Origin of the sequence: Micromonospora sp. NPDC049240, assembly GCF_040647835.1 — a bacterium.
GTDB lineage: Bacteria > Actinomycetota > Actinomycetes > Mycobacteriales > Micromonosporaceae > Micromonospora.
Genome location: NZ_JBEZCX010000007.1, coordinates 317,842 through 337,926, shown reverse-complemented (window position 1 = coordinate 337,926; position 20,085 = coordinate 317,842). Strand labels below are relative to the sequence as shown.

Genomic DNA, 20,085 nt, shown 5'->3' with positions numbered 1-20,085 from the left:
CGCGCCGCCGGTTACCACGGGCGGCACCGTCCCCCAACGGTGTGCTCCACCCGATCTTCGCGTCGCGCCTGCGCGGATCTGATCGATCCGCCGCTCCCCCGAACGAAAACAAGCGGGACGCGGTGCAATAAAGTTAGTTCGCCCGGATTCCGGATTCAACCCGGATCGCTGTCTTACCCGTCACAGCATCCGTGTCGGGAATCCGGCTGTCCCTGCTGCGGCCTCCCGGGGTGGCCAACACGCGGATTCCCGCCGGCCATTCCCGTAAACCTCAGCCGTCCTCGCGATTCGGGTTCTCGGTACGGAAGAAGTTGCTCTGCCGGCCGTCCCGAAGCTGCTCCTGGTAGATCAGATTGAGCCGCCGTGAGTCGAACGTCCGGAACCAGGCGTCCCAGGTGATCTCCCGGAGCCGGCTGCTCTCCCGGTAACCCGGCAGGTTGAACGTCAACACGCCGGGCCGGTCGCCCCGCTCGGTGCCGGCGATGGTGGCCGGTTTCGCGCCCCGGGCCCGCGCCCAGCGCTGGATCACCTCGTGGTTGCGGGTCACCAGGCTGCGCCCCGGGCGCTCCGGACGGTCCGCGAGAGACGTGATGAGCTGGGACGATCCGATCGACCGGCTGGACGCCGGCCCGCGCGTCGGCGCCGCCTGCGCCCGTGCCGGCGCCGACTTCGCCCGGGACGAGGTGGCCCCGGCCCGCGCCGGTGTCGCCTTCGCCCGGGAGGGCACCGCCCCGGCCCGCGCGGCGGTCGCCTTCGCGCGGGCGGGGGCCGCCTTGCGCGTACCCGTCGCCTTGGCCCGGGCGCCGGTGGCCCGGGTGGCCGGCGCGGCCTTGGCCGCGGAGGTGGCCTTCCGGCGGGCCGGCGCGGTCTTCCGGGCGGCGGTCTTCTTCGCCGCGGTGGTCTTCTTCGCCGCCGCCGGCCGACCGGCCGGGCCGGTGCTCCGCCGGGCCGCGCCGCCGCGCCCCTCCGCGCGCATGGTGCGCGCGAGCGTCTTCACCAGTTCCGGCTTGCGCAGCGTGGAGGTCCCGGAGACCCCGCGCCGGCGGAGCTGGCCCCGGATGTCGTCGACCTTCATCCGGGAGATCTCGGACTCCGACACCTTCGGGGTGTTCGGCGTCCGGTTACCGGTGTGCCGCTTGGTCCGGGTCGCGGTCGTGCCGCGACCTGAGCTGTTGCGCTGAGCCATGGGACACGCTCCTCGACAGTCCGTCCTCGGCGCGCGGCGGGTCCCGATGCTCCGCACCGCGCGAGGCGGCATACCCGTCAGGCGGGGCCTGAACCTCCGGCGGCCGGGCCGGCCGGGGTCGACGGCTCGAAGAGGTGGGCGAACGCGGCCAGGTTGGCGGTCGACTCACCGCGCTTCACCCGCCACTCCCACTCCCGGCGGATGGCGGTCCCGAAGCCGATCTCCAGCATGCTGTCGAACGACTCGTCGGCATAGGTCAGCACGGAGCCGAACAGGCGGTCCAGCTCGTCGGCGTCGAGCCCGGCCAGGTTGACCCGGCCGGTCAGGTAGACGTCGCCGACCGCGTCGATGGAGAACGAGACGCCGTACATCCGCGCGTTGCGCTGCAACAGCCAGGCCCACAGCTCCTCGCGGCGCTCGTCGGGCTGGCGCATCACGAACGCCTCGATCCGCAACGCGTGCTCGCCGACGATCAGGTTGCAGATCGTCTTGAGCTTGTGCGTGCCCGGCAGGGTCACCGCGTACGACGCCTCGCCGGTGGACTCCCACTCCAGCTCGCGCTCCGCGCAGACGGCCTCGATCAGCGCGGCGACCTCACTCGTACGGCTCATCGCGTCCACTCTACGGTCGGCCGGGCCTCCTCGCCCGACGGGCGGTCACCAGGAGCAGCTCAGCGCCGGGTCGCCGAGCCGGCCGGCCAGCCGGGCCCGGTGCTCGGTGATCGCCTCCCCGTAGACCGCGAGCAGCCCGGAGACGGTCCGGTGCCAGGAGAAGTCGCGGGCGTGCCGCTCGGCGCCCCGGGACAGCACGGCGCGCCGCCTCCGCTCGGGCAGCAGGCGGGCCAGGGCGTCGGCCCAGCCGACCGGGTCGTGCCCGTCGATCAGCATCCCGCTGACGCCGTCGCGTACCGCGGTGACCAGCCCGCCCACGGCGGCGGCCAGCACCGGCGTGCCGCAGGCCTGCGCCTCCAGCGCGACCAGCCCGAACGACTCGTTGTGCGACGGCACCGCGACCAGGTCGGCGGCGCGGTAGAGCGCGGGCAGGTCGTCGCCGGTCCGCGGCGGGAGGAAGCGGACCCGGTCGGCCACGCCGAGCGAGTGGGCCAGCTCGATCAGCGCGGTGGGCCGGTCCAGCCCGCTGCCGCTGGGGCCGCCACAGATCACCACCGTCAGCTCGTCGGCGAGTGCCGGGTCCCGTTCGCGCAGCGCGGCGACGGCGCGGACCAGCACGTCCGGGGCCTTGAGCGGCTGGATACGGCCGACGAACGCGACCACGTAGCCGTCGACCGGCAGATCGAGCCGGCGGCGGGCGGCCCGGGTCGCGGCCTCCCGGTCACCGGCGGCCGGGCGGAACCGGTCCAGGTCCACGCCGGGCTCCACCACGGCCACCCGGTCGGGGTCGGCGGCGTACCTGTCGAGCAGGTCGCGGGCCTCCACCCGGGTGTTGGCGACGAGCCGGTCCGCCTCGGCGACCACCTGCTCCTCGCCGATCACCCGGGCCTTCGGCTCCGGCCGGTCACCGGCGGCGAGCCGGGCGTTCTTGACCTTGGCCAGGGTGTGCGCGGTGTGCACCAGCGGGACGCCCCAGCGCTCCTTGGCCAGCCAGCCGACCTGGCCGGAGAGCCAGTAGTGCGAGTGAATCAGGTCGTAGTGGCCGGGCGGGCGGGCCGCCTCGGCACGCAGCACGCCGGCGGTGAACGCGCAGAGCTGCCCGGGCAGCTCCTCCTTGGTCAGCCCCTCCAACGGCCCGGCGGTGACGTGCCGGACGGTCACCCCGGGCGCCATCTCGACCACCGGGGGCAGGTCACCGGCGGTGGCCCGGGTGAAGATCTCCACCTCGACGTCGGCCTCGGCCAGCCGCCTTGCGACCTCCAGGATGTAGACGTTCATGCCGCCCGCGTCGCCCGTGCCGGGCTGGTGCAGCGGCGAGGTGTGCACCGACAGGGTGGCGATGCGACGTGGCCGGGGCCACGGCAGGGCACCTCGCTGACGACCGACACCGGTGTGCACATCCGCCACGTCCGCTCCCTCTGTCACGGTTGATGCCGTCCCGCACGACCGGCGCCTCTCGGTCAACCCGTACGCCGGGTGTCATCTTCCCCATCGGGGTTCGGAAATGCCTGTCGCGGGTTCCCGGGCGTGACGGACCTCATCACGTCGCGGGCCGCGACGGCGGGAGAGAATGACCGGATGACCTCAGTCGCCATCGTCACCGGAGCGTCCAGCGGGATCGGCGCGGCCACCGCCCGCCGGCTGGCCGCCGAGGGTTTCCACGTGCTGGCCGCGGCGCGGCGTACCGACCGACTGGCCGCGCTGGTCGCCGAGATCGAGGCGGCCGGCGGCGCGGCCACCGCGGTGGCCTGCGACGTGACCTCGGACGAATCCGTCGCCGGCCTGGCCGCCGCCGCGGACGCCGCGCCCGGGCCGGTCACGCTGCTGGTGAACAACGCCGGCGGCGCGCGCGGCCTGGACCCGGTCGAGACCGCCGACGTCGGCGACTGGCAGTGGATGTACGACGTCAACGTGCTCGGCACGCTGCGGGTCACCAAGGCGCTGCTGCCCGCGCTGGAACGCTCCGGCGCCGGCACCGTGGTGATCGTCAGCTCGACCGCCGGGCACGTCGTCTACGAGGGCGGTGGTGGCTACACGGCGGCCAAGCACGCGCAGACCGCGATCGCCGGCACGCTCCGCCTGGAGTTGTGCGGCCGGCCGGTCCGGGTGGTCGAGATCGACCCGGGCATGGTGCGGACCGAGGAGTTCGGCCTGGTGCGGTTCGACGGTGACGCGGAGCGCGCCGAGGCGGTCTACGCCGGCGTGGCCGAGCCGCTTGTCGCCGACGACGTGGCCGACTGCGTCGCCTGGTGTGCCACCCGCCCGCACCACGTCAACGTCGACCGGCTCGTGGTCCGACCGCTGGCCCAGGCCGCGCAGCACAAGGTGCACCGGGTCTAGCGTGAAGCGCGCGGAGTGAGCCGGGTCTGCGAGCCCCGCAGTCGCGAACCGGGGAGGCGCTGATGAAGCCCCTGGGCGTCGTCACCCGCGGCACGACGAACCCGAACCGGCTCCGGCGGGTGGACAACTGGATCGTCGGGGCCTGCGGCGACGCGCTCCGCGCCGCCGCCGACCCGCTCGTGGTGGACCTCGGCTACGGCGCCACCCCGGTCACCCCGGTCGAACTGCGGGCCCGGCTCGCGACCGGCGTCCGCGCGGACGTGCGGGTGGTCGGGCTGGAGATCGATCCGGTACGCGTGGCCGCCGCCCAGCCGGCCGCGGACCCGCCCGGGCTGACGTTCGCCCGGGGCGGCTTCGAGCTGGCCGGGTTGCGTCCCGCCCTGGTGCGGGCGTGCAACGTGCTGCGCCAGTACGACGAGCGCGAGGTCGCCGACGCCTGGCGCACGATCACCGGGCAGCTCGCGCCGGGCGGGCTGCTGGTCGAGGGGACCTGCGACGAGCTGGGCCGGCTCGGTGCCTGGGTGCTGTTGGACGCCACCGGCCCGCGCACGCTCACGCTGGCCGCGAAGCTGACCACGCTGGAGAGCCCGGCGTCGCTCGCCGAGCGGCTGCCGAAGGCGCTGATCCACCGCAACGTGCCGGGTGAGCGCGTGCACGAGTTGTTCGGCGCGCTGGAGCACGCCTGGCGCTCGGCCGCCGGCTACGCCCCGTTCGGCCCCCGCCAGCGCTGGCTGCGCACCGTGGCCGCCCTGAAGGAGGCCGGCTGGCCGGTCCAGGACCGCCCCCGAGCCTGGCGCCACGGCTACCTGACCCTCCCCTGGCCCGCCATCGCCCCCACCTGACCACCCCCGCCCCGCCCCGCCCCTCCCGTCCCTCCCGTCCCCGCCTCTCTCCGCGATCTTGCAGTTGCGGCCCTCGAAATGCGGCATTGACGACGATTGTCCGGGCCGAAAGTGCAAGATCGACGGGCGGGGTGGGACGGGAGGGGTGGGAGGGGTGGGAGGGGTGGGACGGGTGGGGTGGGTTAGAGGGTGCAGTTGATCAGGACGGGCTCGGGGTGGAGGGGGACGCCGAAGCGGGCGTGCACGCCGTCGCGGATCTCCCGGGCCAGCGCCACCAGCGCGGCGGTGCTGGCGGTGCCGGACCGGTTGGTGAGCGCCAGCGTGTGCTTGGTGGAGATGGCGACGCCCTCCGGGCCGGCGTACCCCTTGCCGAAACCGGCCTGCTCGATCAACCAGGCCGCGCTGATCTTCACCACGTCACCGGCGCCCGGCCAGGCCGGCGGCTCACCCACGCCCAGGTCGGCCGCGCGCGCCCGGAGCAGCTCGTACGCCTCGCGGTCGAGCACCGGGTTGGTGAAGAACGAGCCCACCGACCAGGTGTCCGGATCGGCCGCGTCGAGCACCATGCCCTTGCCGGCCCGCAGTCGACGCACGGTGGCCCGGGTGTCGGCCAGTGGCGCCCGGTCCCCCACCTCGACGCCGAGCGCGCGGGCCAGCTCGGCGTAGCGGATCGGGGCGGACAGCGGCGAACGGGTGAGCCGGAAGTCGACCGAGAGCACCACCCAGCGGTCGCTGTACTTGAAGATGCTGCCCCGGTAGGCGAAGCCGCAGTCGGCCGCCGGGATGCGGACCACCTCGCGGTGCGCGCGGTCGTACGCCTCGACCGCGACGATCGTGTCGGCGACCTCCTGGCCGTACGCGCCGACGTTCTGGATCGGCGTCGCGCCGGTCGAGCCGGGGATGCCGGAGAGGCACTCCAGGCCGGCCCAGCCGCGCTCGACGGTGGCCGCGACCAGCTCGTCCCACGGCTCGCCGGCGGCGACGCGTACCGTGACGGTGTCGCCGTCCTCGGCGACGACCGTGAGGCCCCGGGAGCGGACGAGCACGACGGTGCCGGGGAAGCCCTGGTCGCCGATCACCACGTTGCTGCCGCCGGCCAGCACCAGGACGGCCTGGTCGCGGGCCTCTGCCGCGCGCACCTTCGCCACCAGATCGGCGGCGTCGCCGGCGATCTCCAGCCGGCCGGCCGGGCCGCCGAGCCGCAGCGTGGTGTAGCGCGCCAGGCTGGCCGGATCGGTCGGCCCGGCGGCGGTCGTCGGTTCGGCGTAGACGTCTGGCACGCCTTTCACCCTAGGCTGAGGGGTAGCCGTGGCACCCACTGGTGGCCCGGTCACCCCCGGGAGGATGGCGATGAGCAGACTGCACCACACGAAGGACTTCTGGATCGGCGCGTTGCGGACGGAGGGGCCCGCGTTCGCCACGGCGGTGGCGGAGGCGCCTCCCGAGACACCCGTGCTGTCCTGTCCCGGCTGGACGGTCACCGATCTCGCCCATCACCTGAGCCGCGCCTACCTCTGGGTGGGCACGGTGCTGACCGCCGGTGGCACCGGCCGTCCGGAGCGGCACGAGGCGGAGCCGCCGGCCGGTCTCACCCCGGCCCAGTGGTACGCCCAGGAGTACGAGCGGCTGACCGCGCTCCTGGAGGGGCTGGACCCGGAGGCACCGGCGTGGAACTTCGCGCCCCAGCCGAAGAAGGCCGGTTTCTGGCCGCGCCGGGTGGCGCACGAGACGGCGGTGCACCGCTGGGACGCCCAGCTCGCCATCGGTGCGGGCGACCCGATCGAGGCCAAGCTCGCGGCCGACGGCGTGAGCGAGGTGCTGGACACCTGGCTGCCGGCGGGCCGGCGGGTGCGGTCCGGCCAGTGGCACGGGGTGGTCCAGTTGACCGCCACCGACGCCGCGCAGGAGTGGTACCTGCGGTTGCGGGGCGAGGGGGTCGCGCTGCTGGACACCGCGACGATCCTCGACCACGACGACCACCGGGCGCGGGCGCAGGTGACCGGCACGGCAAGTGATCTGCTGCTGGCGCTGATGGGTCGGATCAGCTTCGACACGCTGGGCGTGGCCGGCGACCGCACCCTGTTGGACGGGCTGCGGGTGGGCTGACCGAGGCTGCGATACCGGGCGGAGAGGGGCGGGAACGGCTCCTCTCCGCTTTTTTCGGGCAGCAAGAGAGCGCTCTCTTGACAGGATCGAGGGCATCGACCACGCTCTCGTGAGAGCGCTCTCTGAGTACCGGAACCGCCCTCCACCACCCGTTACGACCCCGAGAGGTCAGGACAGCATGCTCACCTTCACGCGCCGTCGAATGGCGGCGGTGGCCCTCGTCGCCGCCACCGCACTGCTCGGCACCACCGGCTGCGGCGGCGGCGACGAGTCCGCCGCCGACGGGCCGGTCACGCTCACCGTCGATGTCTTCGGCCAGTTCGGCTACGCGGACCTCTACCAGGAGTACATGGCCAGCCACCCCGACGTGAAGATCGTCGAGCGGGGCACCGGCAGCAACCTCGACGAGTACTCGCCGAAGCTCACCCAGTGGCTCGCCGCCGGCAAGGGCGCCGGCGATGTGGTCGCCATCGAGGAGGGGCTGCTGGTCGAGTACAAGGCCAACCCGCAGAACTTCGTGAACCTGCTCGACCACGGCGCGGCCGACCTGAAGGGCAACTTCCTCGACTGGAAGTGGAACCAGGGGCTCACCGCCGACGGCAAGCAGCTCATCGGTCTCGGCACCGACGTCGGCGGCATGGCCATGTGCTACCGCAAGGACCTGTTCGCCAAGGCCGGCCTGCCCACCGACCGGGAGGCCGTGTCCAAGCTGTGGCCCACCTGGCAGGACTACGTCAAGGTCGGCGAGCAGTTCACCGCGAAGAAGACCGGCGCCGCGTTCCTCGACGCCGCGACGAACACGTTCAACACCATCCTGCTCCAGACCGCCGGCAACACCAGCGGCTACAGCTACTACGACACCAGCAACAACCTGGTCGTGGGCAGCAACCCGGCGGTACGGCAGGCGTACGACACCACGATGGACATCATCGACTCCGGCCTCTCCGGCAAGTACGGCTCCTGGTCCGAGGAGTGGGTCTCCGCGTTCAAGCAGTCGAAGTTCGCCACCATCGCCTGCCCGGCGTGGATGACCGGCGTGATCGAGGGCAACGCCGGCCCGGCCGCCAAGGGCAAGTGGGACATCGCCCAGATCCCCGGCAACGGCGGCAACTGGGGCGGCTCCTTCCTCGCCGTGCCGAAGCAGAGCAAGCACCAGGCCGAGGCGATCGAGCTGGCCAAGTTCCTGACCAGCGCCAAGGGTCAGATCGGCGCGTTCAAGCTCAAGGGCCCGCTGCCCTCGTCCCCGCAGGCGCTGGCCGACCCGGCGATCGTCGACTCGAAGAACGCCTACTTCTCCGAGGCCCCGGTCGGCAAGATCTTCGCCGAGGGCGCCAAGAGCCTGAAGCCGGTCTACATGGGCCCGAAGAACCAGGCCGTCCGCACCGAGGTGGAGAACGCCGTGCGCACCGTGGAGCTGGGCAAGCGCTCCCCACAGCAGGGCTGGAGCGACGCCGTCGCCAACGCCGAGAAGGCCGCCGCCAAGTAACCCGAGCAGCGCGTGCGGGCGGTCCCGGCGACGGGTGCCGCCCGCACGGCGGAGAGGAGTTCTCAGGTCATGGCCGTCCAGCTCGACGCCCGCCCGCCGGTCGCACCGGCCCCCCGGCACAGCCGTCCCGTCCGGGGCGCCCGGCTCAGCCGGTTCGACACGAAATACTCGCCGTACCTGTACATCGCCCCGTTCTTCCTGCTCTTCGGCGTCTTCGGGGCGTACCCGCTGGCGTACACGTTCTGGGTCTCGTTGCACGACTGGGACCTGCTCGGCGCGGAGCACCCGTTCATCGGCCTCGACAACTACAGCCAGCTCCTCGCCGACCCGGACTTCTGGCACTCGGTGGTCAACACGCTGGGCATCTTCGTCATCTCCACGGTCCCGCAACTGCTGGCCGCGCTCTGGCTGGCCAACCTGCTCAACCGCCAGCTCCGGGCCCGCACCACCTGGCGGATGGCGGTGCTGGTCCCGAACGTCACCTCGACCGCCGCGGTGGCGATCGTGTTCGCGGTGCTGTTCGGCCGCGAGTTCGGCATGATCAACTGGCTGCTCGACCACGTCGGCGTGAGCGCGATCGACTGGAAGGCGAACAGGTTCGCCGCCTGGGTCGCCATCTCCACCATGGTCGACTGGCGGTGGACCGGCTACAACGCGCTGATCTTCCTGGCCGCCATGCAGGCCATCCCGCGCGACCTGTACGAGTCGGCGTCGATCGACGGCGCCGGCCGGGCCCGCCAGTTCTGGTCCATCACCGTGCCGCTGCTCAAGCCCACCATCATCTTCGCGGTCATCATCTCCACCATCGGCGGCCTGCAACTCTTCACCGAGCCGCGGATGTTCAACTCCGGCACCAACGCGATCCGCGGCGGGCCGCTGCGCGAGTCGCAGACCGTGACCATGTACATGTTCGAGAACGCGTTCGCGCCGCACTACAACTTCGGTTACGGCTCCGCCATCGCCTGGCTGCTCTTCGCGCTGATCGCGGTGGTCGCGGCGATCAACGTCCTGCTCCTGCGCCGGCTCGGCGGCGGCTCCCGCAAGGAGGTCTCCCGATGACCCGCGTCTGGTCGGCCAGCCGGCTCACCTATCTGGCCCTGGGGTTGTCGGCCCTGCTGTCGATCTTCCCGATCTACTGGATGTTCGTGGTGGCCAGCCGCACCAGCGACGCCATGGGCCAGGTCCCACCGCCGCTGACGCCCGGCGGCAACCTCGGCGCCAACATCGCCCGGCTGTTCGACAACACCGACGCGTACTTCCTCACCGGCCTGATCAACTCGACGATCGTGGCCGTCACGGTGACCGTCTCGGTGGTCTTCTTCGCCACGCTGGCCGGGTTCGCGTTCGCTAAACTGCGCTTCCGCGGTCGCAACGCGCTGCTGCTGGTCATCGTCGCCACCATGATGGTGCCCACCCAACTCGGCGTGATCCCGCTCTACCTGCTGATGACGAAGTTGAACTGGAACGACCGGCTGCCCGCCGTGATCGTGCCGGCGCTGGTCACCGGCTTCGGCGTGTTCATGATGCGGCAGTACGCCGGCCAGGCGGTCAGCACCGAGCTGATCGAGGCGGCCCGGATGGACGGCTGCAACACCGCCCGGATCTACTGGAACGTGGTGCTGCCCGCGCTGCGCCCGGCCGCCGCCGTGCTCGGCCTGCTCACGTTCATGACCACCTGGAACGACTTCCTGTGGCCGTACGCGGTGCTCAACGACCCGGAGAACCCCACCGTGCAACTGTCGCTGCGGGCCCTCTCCGACGGTTACTACCAGGACATGTCGCAGGTGTTCACCGGCACGGCCATCGCCACGTTGCCGCTGCTGCTGGTCTTCGTCCTGTTCGGCCGCCAGATCATCGGCGGGATCATGGAAGGTGCGGTCAAGGCATGAGCGCGAGGAGTGAGCCGGTTTTGCGAGCCCCGCAGTCGCGAGTGACAGGCGGCGCAGTAACGGATCTCCGATTTCCCGAGGGCTTCGTCTGGGGCGCGGCCACCGCCGCGTACCAGATCGAGGGCGCTGCCCGCGAGGACGGCCGCGGCCCGTCGGTCTGGGACACCTTCAGCCGTACGCCGGGCGCGGTGCACTCCGGCCACACCGGCGACGTGGCCTGCGACCACTACCACCGGTACGCCGAGGACGTCGCGCTGATGGCCGAGCTGGGGCTGCGCGCGTACCGGTTCTCGGTGGCCTGGCCCCGGATCCAGCCGGACGGCACCGGCCCGGTCGAGCCGCGCGGGCTGGACTTCTACGACCGGCTCACCGACGCGCTGCTGGCGCGGGGCATCGACCCGATCGTCACGCTCTACCACTGGGACCTGCCGCAGTCGCTGGAGGACCGGGGCGGCTGGACCGTCCGGGAGACCGCCGAGCACTTCGCCGACTACGCGGTCGCGGTGCACCGCTGCCTCGGCGACCGGGTCCGCACCTGGACCACGCTCAACGAGCCGTGGTGCTCGGCGTACCTCGGCTACGGCAACGGGGTGCACGCGCCGGGCCGGCAGGACGCCGGGGACGCGTTCCGGGCCGTACACCATCTGCTGCTCGGCCACGGCCTGGCCGCGCGGGCGCTGCGCGCGGCCGGCGCGGAGACGCTCGGGATCACGCTCAACCTGGCCGACGTGCAACCGGCCGACGCCGGCAGCGCCGCCGACGCCGAGGCGGTACGGCTCGTCGACGGGCTGCACAACCGGATCTTCCTGGACCCGCTGACCGGCGCCGGCTACCCGGAGGACGTGCTGGCGCACGTGAGCCGGATCGTGGCGACGGACTTCGTGCGGGACGGCGACGAGAAGATCATCGCCGCGCCGCTGGACCTGCTCGGCCTGAACTACTACTCGCCCACCTACGTCGCCGGGCGGGCGGACGGCGCGGGCGGCAGCGCGTACCCGGGCACCGAAGGCGCGGTCGAGTTCCTGCCGGCGGCCGGGCCGCTCACCGACATGGGCTGGGCCATCGAGCCGGCCGGGCTCACCCGGCTGCTGGAACGGGTGGCCGCCGACCACCCCGGGCTGCCGCTGATGATCACCGAGAACGGCGGCGCGTTCCCGGACGCCGCCCGGGACTCCTCGGGCCGGGTGGCCGACGCCGACCGCACCGCCTACCTCGACGGCCACCTCCGCGCCGCGCACCGGGCCATCGCCCGCGGGGTCGACCTGCGCGGCTATCTCGTATGGTCGTTGCTGGACAACTTCGAATGGGCCGAGGGTTACCGGAAGCGGTTCGGGATCGTCCACGTCGACTACCTGACCCAGCGGCGCACACCCAAGCAGAGCGCCCGCTGGTACCAGGAGGTGATCGCCCGGAACGGGCTGTGACGAGGTGGTGGTAACGGGGATGACGACGGCACAACGGCCGACCCTGGAGGCGGTGGCCCGGCGGGCCGGCGTCTCCCGGGCCACGGTCTCCCGGGTGGTCAACGGCTCGACCACGGTCGCCGAGTCGATCCAACAGGCGGTCCGTCTGGCGGTCGAGGAACTCGGGTACGTCCCGAACCTCGCCGCCCGCAGCCTGGTCACCCAGCGCACCGACTCGGTCGCGCTGGTCATGCCGGAGGCGGCCACCCGGGTCTTCTCCGACGACCAGGTCTTCCCCGGCATCATCCGGGGCGCCGCCCAGGAGCTGGAGGCGGCCGACAAGCAGCTCGTGCTGATGCTGGCCGGCTCGCCGGCCGGGCACGAACGCGTCGAGCGGTACACCACCGGGCGGCACGTCGACGGCGTGCTCTTCGCCTCGCTGCACGGCGAGGACCCGCTGCCCGGCCGGCTCGCCCGGCTCGGCATCCCGGTGGTGTGCAGCGGCCGGCCGCTCGACGGCGCCGACGTGCCCTACGTCGACGTGGACCACGAGGGCGGCGTCACCCGGGCGGTGGAGCACCTGATCGCCACCGGCCGCCGGCGGATCGCCACCATCGCCGGGCCGCAGGACATGGTCGCCGGCATCGAACGGCTGATCGGCTACCGGGCCGCGCTCACCGCCGCCGGGCTGCCGGAGCTGGTCGCGTACGGCGACTTCACCCGGGAGTCCGGCACCGCCGCGATGCGCGCACTGCTCGCCGCCGACCCGGAGCTGGACGCGGTGTTCGCCGCCTCCGACCTGATGGCGCACGCCGCCCTGCGGGCCCTGCGTGAGGCCGGGCGGCGGGTGCCCGAGGACGTCGCGGTGATCGGGTTCGACGACATCGAGACGGCCGCGTACACCGAGCCACCGCTGACCACCGTGCGACAGCCGATAGTGGAGCTGGGCCGGGCGATGACCCGGCAGCTCCTGCGCATCGCCGCCGGCGAGCACGTCGAGCAGGCGCTGATGCTCCCCACCGAGCTCATCCTGCGCGACTCCGCGTAAGGCGGGGCCCCCCGTCAACGCATTCTGCACAGCAGGGGGCCCCGCTCAACAAACCGGTCGCGGTGCCGGCGCGGGGTGGCTAGCGTCGCCCGGATGAGTGAAGCCCTGATCCGGCCCGCCCGCGTCGACGACGCGCCCGCCGTGGTGGCGCTGCGCGCGCTGGTCTTCCCCTACCTGGTACGCGGCGTCGAGTCGACCCGCCGGATGATCGGCCAGCCGCCGCCCGGCGAGGACTGGGCCGCCTGGGTCGCCGAGGCGGACGGGCAGGTGGTCGGCTGGACGTCGGCGTACCGCAACACGCAGACCTCGACGCCCGGGGTCGGTGAGATCTCCACGCTGCACGTCCACCCGGGCCATCGCGGCCGGGGCACCGGCACCGCGCTGCTCGACACCGCGCTCGACCATCTGCGGGCGCTCGGGTCGACCCGGGTCCTCACCCACGCCCGCGCCGAGTCGCTCCCGTTCGCGCAGCGGCACGGCTTCACGCCCAGCCGGGAACTGCGCTACTCCGCGCTCGACCTCGACCCGACCCCACCGGCGCCGGAGCCGCCGCCGGGCGTACGGCTGCTGCCGACCGCCGGGCTCGACCCGCGCCGGGTCCATCGGGTGGACTCCGAGTCGGCCCGCGACGAACCGGGTGACGTGCCGACGGACGCGCTCGGCTACGACCTGTGGCTCCACGAGTGCTGGGAGAACCTCGGGCTGGACCGGGAGGCCAGCACCGTCGCCGAGATCGACGGCGAACTGGTCGCGGTGAGCCTGGTGAAGCGCGACGGCGACCGGATGTGGTCGGACTTCACCGGCACGCTGGCCGCGTACCGGGGTCGGGGGTTGGCCCGGCTGACCAAGCAGGCCGCGCTGCACGCCGCCGCCGCGCGCGGGGTGCGGACCGCGTACACCTCCAACGACGAGGCGAACGCGCCGATGCTGGCGATCAACGCGGCGCTCGGCTACCGGCCGGTCGACAGCCAGTGGTCGTGCCGGCGCACGCTCACCTGAACCGACCGGCGGCCCGGTGGACGTGCCGGTGCGCACTCGGCGTCGTGCCGGTGCACGCTCAGCTCAGCGCCCGGCGGCGACCCGCACCGCGGTCGCGTACGCGTCGGCGCCGAACAGCACCAGCCGGGCCTCGACCAGGTGCGCCGGGTCGGCCGCGTGCAGCACGGTCAGCGCCTGCGCCACCGCGTCCTCGACCGGCCAGCCGTAGATCCCGGCGGAGATCAGCGGGAACGCGACGGTCAGCGCGCCCAGCTCGTCGGCGACGCGCAGGCTGTTGGCGTAGCAGTCACGCAGCAACGCCGAGCGGTCCTCGCGCGGCGAGAAGACCGGCCCGACGGTGTGCACCACCCAGCGCGCCGGCAGGTCGCCGGCCGTGGTGGCGACCGCCTGCCCGGTCGGCAGCCCTCGCCCGTAGCGGGACGCGCGCAGCGCCCGGCACTCCGCCAGGATCGCCGGCCCGCCGCGCCGGTGGATCGCGCCGTCCACGCCCCCGCCGCCGAGCAACGACGAGTTCGCCGCGTTGACGATCGCGTCGACCTGCTGGGCGGTGATGTCGCCCTGGATCAGCACCGTGTCCATGGTGTCAGCGCTCCTCGTCCATGGCGTCAGCGCTCCTCGACGTGCTGGCCGAGTGACCGGCGGGTCAGCAGGGCGGCCCCGGCGACGGCGGCCGGCATGACCAGCACCGCGCCGAGCGGGATCAGGAAACACAGGAAGACCGCCACCCCGAAGCCCAGCGCGGTCGGCCGGTCCGCCCGTAGCTTCGACCGCCGGTCCGGCAGCCGCATCCCGCGCCGCTGGAACGGCGCGCCGACCAGCTCCAGCGCCAGGAACCAGCCGCCGACCAGGGCGCCGACCACCGGCACCACCGTCTGCCCCACCAGCGGGATGAAACCGGCCACGAACAGGGGTACGCCGACCAGCGCGGAGATGGCCACCAGGCGCAACGAGTCGGCGATGCTGCGCCGCATCGAGGCCCAGAACGGCACCTCCACCATGCCCGGGGTGCCGCCGAGCCGGTCCTCGACCCGCTCGGAGATGGCCTCGTAGAACGGGTCGCCGACGGCCAGCGTGACAGCGGTGAACGTGAGCACCCCGACCAGTGCGGCCACCCCGACGACGGCCAGCCCGGCGGCGACCCGCAGCAGCCCGCGCGCGGTCGACGACCAGTCGTCGGCGAACGGGGTGAGCCAGGCGGCCAGGTCGTCCACGAAGTAGAGCAGGGTGGCGAAGAGGGCCAGGTAGAGCACGCCGGAGATGAGCGCCGGCACCACGCCGAGCAGCATCATTTTCGGACTGCGGACGTACATGCCGAAGCCACGCAGCAGCAGGCCGGCGCCGCCGAGGAAGCGGGTCGCCGCGCCGGTGACGGGCGCGACGGTACGGGAGGCGTTCACGACGGCACAGCCTAGTGGGCTCACGCACGCACAATGGGTGGGTGCGTGCGTCGCGGCTGATCTCGTTGGTGCTGCTGCTCCAGTCCCGGGAGACGATGACGGCGGCCGAGCTGGCCCGCGAGCTGGAGGTCTCGGAACGCACCGTCTACCGGGACGTGCTGGCGCTCTCCGCCGCCGGGGTGCCGGTCTACGCCGACCGGGGCCGGGCCGGCGGCTACCGGCTGCTCGGCGGCTACCGGACCCGGCTGACCGGGTTGAGCCGCGACGAGGCCGAGGCGTTGTTCCTGGCCGGGCTGCCCGGGCCGGCCGGCGACATGGGACTGGCCGACGCGGTGGCCGCCGCCGAGTTGAAGGTGCTGGCCGCGCTGCCGCCGAGCCTGCGGGACGCGCCCGCGCGTACCGGTCAGCGGTTCCACCTAGACGTGCCGGGCTGGTTCCGGGAGAGCACGCCGCCACCCCGGCTGGCCGAGCTGGCCGGGGCGGTCTGGCGGGACCGGGCCGTCGAGCTGCGCTATCGGCGCGGTGACCGGGAGGTGACCCGCACGCTGGCGCCGTACGGGCTGGTGCTGAAGAACGGCGTCTGGTATCTCGTCGGCCGCGTCGGCGACGGGTGGCGGACGTACCGGGTGGACCGGGTGGTCGACGTCGAGGTGGGCGCGGAACGCTTCGACCGGGACGAACGCTTCGACCTCGGCGCGTACTGGCGGGAGCAGGCCGCGGCGTTCCTGCGCGACCTGCTGCGGGACCGGGTCACCGTGCGGCTCGGGCCGGCCGGGCTGCGGGTGCTGCGGCACCTGGTGGACGCGCCGTTCGTGTACGAGGAGGCGGTCGCCGCGGCCGGCCGGCCCGACGGGCAGGGCCGGCTGGTGCTCCGGCTGCCCGTCGAGTCGGTCGACGTGGCGTACGCCCAACTGCTGGCGCTCGGGCCCGAGGTGGAGGTGCTGGCGCCGGTGGAGCTGCGGGCCCGGTTCGCCGAGGCGGCCCGCCGCGCGGCGGCGCTCTACGCCGACCCGCCGCAGGACGCCGGCCCACCCCGGGGCGCGGACCCGTCACCGGACGCCGGACCGCCCGGAGACGGACCGTCCGGGGACGCCGGTCAGCGGTAGCCGGTGTCGTCGGCCGGTTTGCCCGGCGCGACCACCTCGTCGTGGTAGCGGGCCCAGTGCGGGCGGGTGCCGTCGAGGTCGGTGAAGCCGTACACCTGGGCCAGCCCGCCGCTGTCCAGCGACTGCCCGTTCCAGCGGTGCCGGTCCGGGTCGGCGGCCAGCGCGACCACGGCCCGGCCCACGAACGCCGGCGTCTCGGACATGACGAAGTGCCTGTCGGTCTTCGCACCGTCGCGCCAGTTCGCCTCCGTGACGCCGAAGTGCTCCAGCATCGCCTCGGAACGCAGCCAACCGGGGGTGAGCGCGACCGCGGTGCCGCCGTGCGGGGCCAGCTCGTGCGCCTGGGTGAAGCCGAGCCGGTTCACCGACACCTTGGCCAGGTCGTAGAAGACGGAGAGGCGGTACGTCGTGTCGTTGTACGCCTTCGTGCCGTCGCCGATCTCGACGACCAGCCCGCCCGGGTTGCGGATCAGCAGCGGCAGCGCGAAGTGGCTGGTGATGATGTGGGTGTCGACGGCCAGCCGCAGCGTCCGGAAGCCGGCGTCGAGCGGCTGCTCCCAGACCGGCTTCTCCCAGGTGATCAGCGGATCCGCGCCCCAGATGTCGTTGACCAGCACGTCGAGCCGGCCCTGCTCGGCGTCGATCCGCTCGACCAGGCGGCGTACCTGTTCCGGGTCGAGGTGGTCGACGGCGACCGCGATGCCGGTGCCGCCGGCGGCGGTGACCAGCTCGGCGGTCTCCTCGATGGTCTCCGGCCGGTCCATCTCCGAGCGGCGGTCCCGGGTGGTGCGGCCGGTGGCGTAGACGGTGGCTCCGGCGGCGCCGAGCTGGACGGCGATCTGCCGGCCGGCGCCCCGGGTCGCGCCCGCGACGAGCGCGACCTTTCCGGTCAGTGGTGAGTTCATGGGTTCACCGTGTCACCGATACCTGACAGCCGAAGTCCGGTTTCCCGACGACTGTGGATCGGCGATCATGACGGCATGCACCTGCTGCTCTCCGGCATCGTCGGCTCGGTCGCGTACGGGCTGGCCGGCCCCGGCTCGGACACCGACCGGCTCGGCGTCTTCGCGGCGCCGACGGTGGCGTTCCACGGCCTGCGTCCGCCCCGGGAGTCGGTGGTCACCACCGAGCCGGACGTCACGCTGCACGAGGCCCGGAAGTACGCGCTGCTGGCGCTGAGCGGCAACCCGACCGCCACCGAGCTGATGTGGCTGCCGGACGACTGCTACGAGACCCGGACCGCGTTCGGCGATCGACTGATCGGCATCCGGGCGGCGTTCCTCAGCGCGCCCCGGGTCCGGGACGCCTATCTCGGCTACGCCGCCCAGCAGTTCCGGAGGCTGACCACCGCGCCGGCGGACGTGGGCGGCCGGCGACGGTCGGCCAAGCACGCCCGGCACCTGGCCCGGCTTCTGCACCAGGGCCGGGTCCTCTACGCCACCGGCGTGCTGGAGATCCGGCTGGCCGACCCGGAGTGGTTCCGGGCGTTCGGCGAGCGGGTGGCCGGTGGCGCGCTGGCCGAGGCGCAGACGCTGGTGGCGAGCGCCGAGGCGGACTTCGCCCGGATCCGCACGCCGCTGCCGGAGCGCCCGGACGAGGAGCCGGTGGAGCGGTGGCTGCTCGACGTCCGGGCGGCCCACCTGCCCCGCTGACTCAGTCCGCGAGGCGGACCCGGACCCGGCGGTTGGCCCGGCCCTTGCTCTCCACCTTGACCACCTGGACCTTGCCGATCTGGGCGGTGGAGGCGACGTGCGTGCCGCCGTCGGCCTGGACGTCCAGCCCGACGATGTCGACGATCCGCACCTCCTGCTCGTCCGGCGGGATCAGGTTGGACTGGGTTCGGATGATGTCCGGCAGCGCCAACGCGTCGGCGCGCGGCAGCACCCGGACCGCGACCGAACGGTCGGCGGCCACCTCGGCGTTGACCAGCTCCTCGATGCGGGTCTTGAAGTCCGACGGCACCTCGGGGAGGTTGAAGTCCATCCGGGCCTCGCCCGGTTCCATGTTGCCGCCGGTGACCAGCGCGCCGAAGTCCCGGAACACCACGCCGCAGAGCACGTGCAGCCCGGAGTGGGTCCGCATCAGCATGGTCCGGCGGGCGTCCTCCACCGCGCCGGTGACGTCGACGCCGACCGGCGGCACCGGGTCACCCTCGGCCGGGATCAGCCACAGGTCGTCGCCCTTGCGGGTGCCCACGATCCGGGTCTGTACGCCCTGCCAGAGCAGCACCCCGTGGTCCGGTGGCTGGCCCCCGCCGCCCGGGTAGAACGCCGACCGGTCCAGCACGATGCCCTGCTCGGGGTCGGCCGCCAGCACCCGGCACGTCCACTCGCGCAGCGTGGGGTCGGCGAGGTCGAGGCGGTGCGTACGGCCGTGGTGTGTGACGCCCATGCCGCCCGACGTTACCCGTTGAGGAACGACGAGACGCGCTCCCGTACGTCGGCGCGTTCGGTCCAGAGCACGCCGGGCCGGTCGTACACGTGCAGGGTGGCGGCCGGCAGCGCGGCGGCGAGCTGCTCGGCGACGGCGACCGGGTGCAGGTCGTCGTCGACGCAGCCGATCACCAGCGCCGGGGCGGTGACCGCGGCGAGCGCTCCGGCGTCGTCCAGCGGGACCTCGCCGGGCAGGCTGGCCAGGCCGGGCGCGAGCCCGTCGCGCAGCAGTTGGTCGAGCCGTTGCCGCAGGTAGGCCCAGCCGGCCGGGGTGTTACGGACCGACGGTGGCAGCTCCAGCGACACGACCTCGGCGAGCGCGTGCGCGTCGCCGTCGGCCACCGCGTCGAGCAGGCCGGTGAGGCGGGCCCGCGCCACCTCGCCGCGCGGCGCGTCCAGCACCGCGGGAAGGAAGAAGACGAGTTTCTCGAAGCGTTCCGGGCTCTCGGCGAGCAGCCGGCACAGCGCGCCCGCGCCGAGGCTGGCGCCGAACGCCCGGGTGGCGCCGCCCAGGTCGGCGACGGCCCGCAGGTCACGGGCGAGGTCGAGGTAGGTCCACGGCCCGGGTGGGGAGTCGGACCGGCCGTGCCCACGGAACTGGAAGAAGACCCGCCGGCCGGTGACGCCGCTGCCGAACGGCCGGGTGGTGGCGATGCCGTTGCCCAACCCGTGCGCGAACACGGTGACCGGATCGCCGACACCGGTGACCAGGCGTTCCAGGCTCACCCCGTGCGGGGTGTCGACAAGCTCGGTGTCCGGCTCGGGCAGCGCGGGCCGGCCGGTCCGTGGCCCGCCGGGGCCGGGACCCCAGGTGCGGGGGCCACCGTCCGGCGGCGGGGGCCAGCGGAAACCTCTCACCAGGACCCTCGGCCGTCGTGCAGGTCCCGTAGGCCGGGTCGCACGTCGAGCAGGTAGATGAGGCCGGCCGCGATGCCGACCAGTCCGAAGAGGCTGATCGGGCCGAAGCCCAGCAGGGTCAGCAGCAGGCAGACCGCCAGGATGGCGATCCAGCCGCCCTTGGGCAGCGTGCCGAGCGCGGCGAAGCCGTCGCCGCGCTGGGTGAGTGCGTGCACCAGGGCCACACCCTGGATGACCAGGGCGAAGACGAGCAGGATCAGCTGAATCACATTGCGGACTTCGAACGCGAAGATCGGCGCGGCGTAGGCCATGTCGGCAAGCTTATGCCGAGACCCCGGAAACGTCCGACAGGACGCTGTCCGGGGTCCCGGTGGAGAGTCGG

The 20,085-nt window shown here is 73.3% G+C and carries 21 protein-coding genes; 11 read left to right on the top strand and 10 right to left on the bottom strand.

Annotated elements, in window-relative coordinates; translation table 11 throughout:
* Positions 1-271: 271 nt before the first annotated feature.
* The 3 genes from AB0B02_RS13485 to mshA all read right to left on the bottom strand — a co-directional run bounded on the left by AB0B02_RS13485 (position 272) and on the right by mshA (position 3,204).
* A complete protein-coding gene (locus AB0B02_RS13485; protein WP_357300158.1) occupies positions 272-1,186 on the bottom strand; it encodes a hypothetical protein in 915 nt (304 codons plus the stop codon).
* A gap of 77 nt (positions 1,187-1,263) precedes the next feature.
* Complete coding sequence (locus tag AB0B02_RS13480; protein ID WP_357300155.1) at positions 1,264-1,797, bottom strand: YbjN domain-containing protein; 534 nt, start codon at positions 1,795-1,797, stop codon at positions 1,264-1,266.
* Positions 1,798-1,842: 45 nt separating this feature from the next.
* Positions 1,843-3,204, bottom strand: a complete 1,362-nt coding sequence (gene mshA, locus AB0B02_RS13475) for a D-inositol-3-phosphate glycosyltransferase (protein ID WP_281938352.1) — start codon at positions 3,202-3,204, stop codon at positions 1,843-1,845.
* A 171-nt stretch (positions 3,205-3,375) separates the two neighbouring features.
* Here mshA and AB0B02_RS13470 point away from each other — a divergent pair, with 171 nt between their 5' ends.
* Both AB0B02_RS13470 and AB0B02_RS13465 read left to right on the top strand, forming a co-directional pair.
* On the top strand, positions 3,376-4,137 hold the full coding sequence (locus AB0B02_RS13470; protein ID WP_281938353.1) for an SDR family oxidoreductase: 762 nt from the start codon (positions 3,376-3,378) through the stop codon (positions 4,135-4,137).
* A 62-nt stretch (positions 4,138-4,199) separates the two neighbouring features.
* Positions 4,200-4,979, top strand: coding sequence for a class I SAM-dependent methyltransferase (locus AB0B02_RS13465; RefSeq protein WP_281938355.1), 780 nt, complete (start codon positions 4,200-4,202; stop codon positions 4,977-4,979).
* A 182-nt stretch (positions 4,980-5,161) separates the two neighbouring features.
* Here AB0B02_RS13465 and AB0B02_RS13460 read toward each other — a convergent pair whose 3' ends face one another.
* Positions 5,162-6,259, bottom strand: coding sequence for a UDP-N-acetylmuramate dehydrogenase (locus AB0B02_RS13460; RefSeq protein WP_357300150.1), 1,098 nt, complete (start codon positions 6,257-6,259; stop codon positions 5,162-5,164).
* Between the two features lie 70 nt (positions 6,260-6,329).
* On the opposite strand from AB0B02_RS13460, the gene AB0B02_RS13455 reads away from it, so the two are divergent.
* From AB0B02_RS13455 to AB0B02_RS13425, 7 genes are all read left to right on the top strand, one after another.
* Positions 6,330-7,085 carry a maleylpyruvate isomerase family mycothiol-dependent enzyme gene (locus AB0B02_RS13455; protein WP_281938358.1) on the top strand — a complete coding sequence of 252 codons (756 nt, stop codon included), beginning with the start codon at positions 6,330-6,332 and terminating at the stop codon, positions 7,083-7,085.
* A gap of 178 nt (positions 7,086-7,263) precedes the next feature.
* Positions 7,264-8,571, top strand: coding sequence for an extracellular solute-binding protein (locus tag AB0B02_RS13450; RefSeq protein ID WP_357300147.1), 1,308 nt, complete (start codon positions 7,264-7,266; stop codon positions 8,569-8,571).
* 69 nt (positions 8,572-8,640) lie between these two features.
* Positions 8,641-9,630 carry a sugar ABC transporter permease gene (locus tag AB0B02_RS13445; RefSeq protein ID WP_107160442.1) on the top strand — a complete coding sequence of 330 codons (990 nt, stop codon included), beginning with the start codon at positions 8,641-8,643 and terminating at the stop codon, positions 9,628-9,630.
* Positions 9,627-10,460 carry a carbohydrate ABC transporter permease gene (locus tag AB0B02_RS13440; RefSeq protein ID WP_107160444.1) on the top strand — a complete coding sequence of 278 codons (834 nt, stop codon included), beginning with the start codon at positions 9,627-9,629 and terminating at the stop codon, positions 10,458-10,460. The genes AB0B02_RS13445 and AB0B02_RS13440 overlap by 4 nt, the downstream gene beginning before the upstream one ends.
* Entirely contained in the window at positions 10,457-11,884 is a 1,428-nt protein-coding gene (locus AB0B02_RS13435; RefSeq protein WP_357300141.1) for a GH1 family beta-glucosidase, read from the top strand. Before AB0B02_RS13440 ends, AB0B02_RS13435 begins: the two co-directional genes overlap by 4 nt.
* A gap of 19 nt (positions 11,885-11,903) precedes the next feature.
* Positions 11,904-12,911, top strand: coding sequence for a LacI family DNA-binding transcriptional regulator (locus tag AB0B02_RS13430; protein WP_281938364.1), 1,008 nt, complete (start codon positions 11,904-11,906; stop codon positions 12,909-12,911).
* Between the two features lie 93 nt (positions 12,912-13,004).
* Entirely contained in the window at positions 13,005-13,910 is a 906-nt protein-coding gene (locus AB0B02_RS13425) for a GNAT family N-acetyltransferase (RefSeq protein WP_281938365.1), read from the top strand.
* A gap of 63 nt (positions 13,911-13,973) precedes the next feature.
* Here AB0B02_RS13425 and AB0B02_RS13420 read toward each other — a convergent pair whose 3' ends face one another.
* Together AB0B02_RS13420 and AB0B02_RS13415 are read right to left on the bottom strand one after the other, a co-directional pair.
* Entirely contained in the window at positions 13,974-14,489 is a 516-nt protein-coding gene (locus AB0B02_RS13420) for an O-acetyl-ADP-ribose deacetylase (RefSeq protein ID WP_281938366.1), read from the bottom strand.
* A gap of 26 nt (positions 14,490-14,515) precedes the next feature.
* Positions 14,516-15,307 (bottom strand): EI24 domain-containing protein, encoded by a 792-nt coding sequence (locus AB0B02_RS13415; protein WP_357300135.1) that lies wholly within the window; start codon positions 15,305-15,307, stop codon positions 14,516-14,518.
* Between the two features lie 41 nt (positions 15,308-15,348).
* Here AB0B02_RS13415 and AB0B02_RS13410 point away from each other — a divergent pair, with 41 nt between their 5' ends.
* Positions 15,349-16,413: a YafY family protein gene (locus AB0B02_RS13410; protein WP_357300132.1), complete on the top strand. Its 1,065-nt coding sequence runs from the start codon at positions 15,349-15,351 to the stop codon at positions 16,411-16,413.
* On the opposite strand, the gene AB0B02_RS13405 is transcribed toward AB0B02_RS13410, so the two are convergent.
* Positions 16,404-17,318: an SDR family oxidoreductase gene (locus AB0B02_RS13405; RefSeq protein ID WP_357300129.1), complete on the bottom strand. Its 915-nt coding sequence runs from the start codon at positions 17,316-17,318 to the stop codon at positions 16,404-16,406. The genes AB0B02_RS13410 and AB0B02_RS13405 overlap by 10 nt on opposite strands.
* Positions 17,319-17,393: 75 nt before the next feature.
* On the opposite strand from AB0B02_RS13405, the gene AB0B02_RS13400 reads away from it, so the two are divergent.
* Positions 17,394-18,065, top strand: coding sequence for a nucleotidyltransferase domain-containing protein (locus AB0B02_RS13400; RefSeq protein ID WP_357300126.1), 672 nt, complete (start codon positions 17,394-17,396; stop codon positions 18,063-18,065).
* A 1-nt stretch (position 18,066) separates the two neighbouring features.
* Here AB0B02_RS13400 and AB0B02_RS13395 read toward each other — a convergent pair whose 3' ends face one another.
* The 3 genes from AB0B02_RS13395 to AB0B02_RS13385 are packed head-to-tail and all read right to left on the bottom strand — an operon-like array spanning position 18,067 to position 20,014.
* Positions 18,067-18,804, bottom strand: coding sequence for an alanyl-tRNA editing protein (locus AB0B02_RS13395; RefSeq protein WP_107160463.1), 738 nt, complete (start codon positions 18,802-18,804; stop codon positions 18,067-18,069).
* Between the two features lie 11 nt (positions 18,805-18,815).
* Entirely contained in the window at positions 18,816-19,703 is an 888-nt protein-coding gene (locus tag AB0B02_RS13390; protein ID WP_281938375.1) for an alpha/beta hydrolase, read from the bottom strand.
* Positions 19,700-20,014: a DUF2516 family protein gene (locus AB0B02_RS13385; RefSeq protein WP_281938377.1), complete on the bottom strand. Its 315-nt coding sequence runs from the start codon at positions 20,012-20,014 to the stop codon at positions 19,700-19,702. Before AB0B02_RS13385 ends, AB0B02_RS13390 begins: the two co-directional genes overlap by 4 nt.
* Positions 20,015-20,085 lie beyond the last annotated feature (71 nt).

What these genes read in the sequence shown, in the direction of transcription:
- AB0B02_RS13485 (WP_357300158.1), bottom strand. Translation starts at nt 1,186, where the DNA reads ATGGCTCAGCGCAACAGCTCAGGTCGCGGCACGACCGCGACCCGGACC.
- AB0B02_RS13480 (WP_357300155.1), bottom strand. Translation starts at nt 1,797, where the DNA reads ATGAGCCGTACGAGTGAGGTCGCCGCGCTGATCGAGGCCGTCTGCGCG.
- AB0B02_RS13470 (WP_281938353.1), top strand. Translation starts at nt 3,376, where the DNA reads ATGACCTCAGTCGCCATCGTCACCGGAGCGTCCAGCGGGATCGGCGCG.
- AB0B02_RS13465 (WP_281938355.1), top strand. Translation starts at nt 4,200, where the DNA reads ATGAAGCCCCTGGGCGTCGTCACCCGCGGCACGACGAACCCGAACCGG.
- AB0B02_RS13455 (WP_281938358.1), top strand. Translation starts at nt 6,330, where the DNA reads ATGAGCAGACTGCACCACACGAAGGACTTCTGGATCGGCGCGTTGCGG.
- AB0B02_RS13450 (WP_357300147.1), top strand. Translation starts at nt 7,264, where the DNA reads ATGCTCACCTTCACGCGCCGTCGAATGGCGGCGGTGGCCCTCGTCGCC.
- AB0B02_RS13445 (WP_107160442.1), top strand. Translation starts at nt 8,641, where the DNA reads ATGGCCGTCCAGCTCGACGCCCGCCCGCCGGTCGCACCGGCCCCCCGG.
- AB0B02_RS13440 (WP_107160444.1), top strand. Translation starts at nt 9,627, where the DNA reads ATGACCCGCGTCTGGTCGGCCAGCCGGCTCACCTATCTGGCCCTGGGG.
- AB0B02_RS13435 (WP_357300141.1), top strand. Translation starts at nt 10,457, where the DNA reads ATGAGCGCGAGGAGTGAGCCGGTTTTGCGAGCCCCGCAGTCGCGAGTG.
- AB0B02_RS13430 (WP_281938364.1), top strand. Translation starts at nt 11,904, where the DNA reads ATGACGACGGCACAACGGCCGACCCTGGAGGCGGTGGCCCGGCGGGCC.
- AB0B02_RS13425 (WP_281938365.1), top strand. Translation starts at nt 13,005, where the DNA reads ATGAGTGAAGCCCTGATCCGGCCCGCCCGCGTCGACGACGCGCCCGCC.
- AB0B02_RS13420 (WP_281938366.1), bottom strand. Translation starts at nt 14,489, where the DNA reads ATGGACACGGTGCTGATCCAGGGCGACATCACCGCCCAGCAGGTCGAC.
- AB0B02_RS13405 (WP_357300129.1), bottom strand. Translation starts at nt 17,318, where the DNA reads ATGAACTCACCACTGACCGGAAAGGTCGCGCTCGTCGCGGGCGCGACC.
- AB0B02_RS13400 (WP_357300126.1), top strand. Translation starts at nt 17,394, where the DNA reads ATGCACCTGCTGCTCTCCGGCATCGTCGGCTCGGTCGCGTACGGGCTG.
- AB0B02_RS13395 (WP_107160463.1), bottom strand. Translation starts at nt 18,804, where the DNA reads ATGGGCGTCACACACCACGGCCGTACGCACCGCCTCGACCTCGCCGAC.
- AB0B02_RS13385 (WP_281938377.1), bottom strand. Translation starts at nt 20,014, where the DNA reads ATGGCCTACGCCGCGCCGATCTTCGCGTTCGAAGTCCGCAATGTGATT.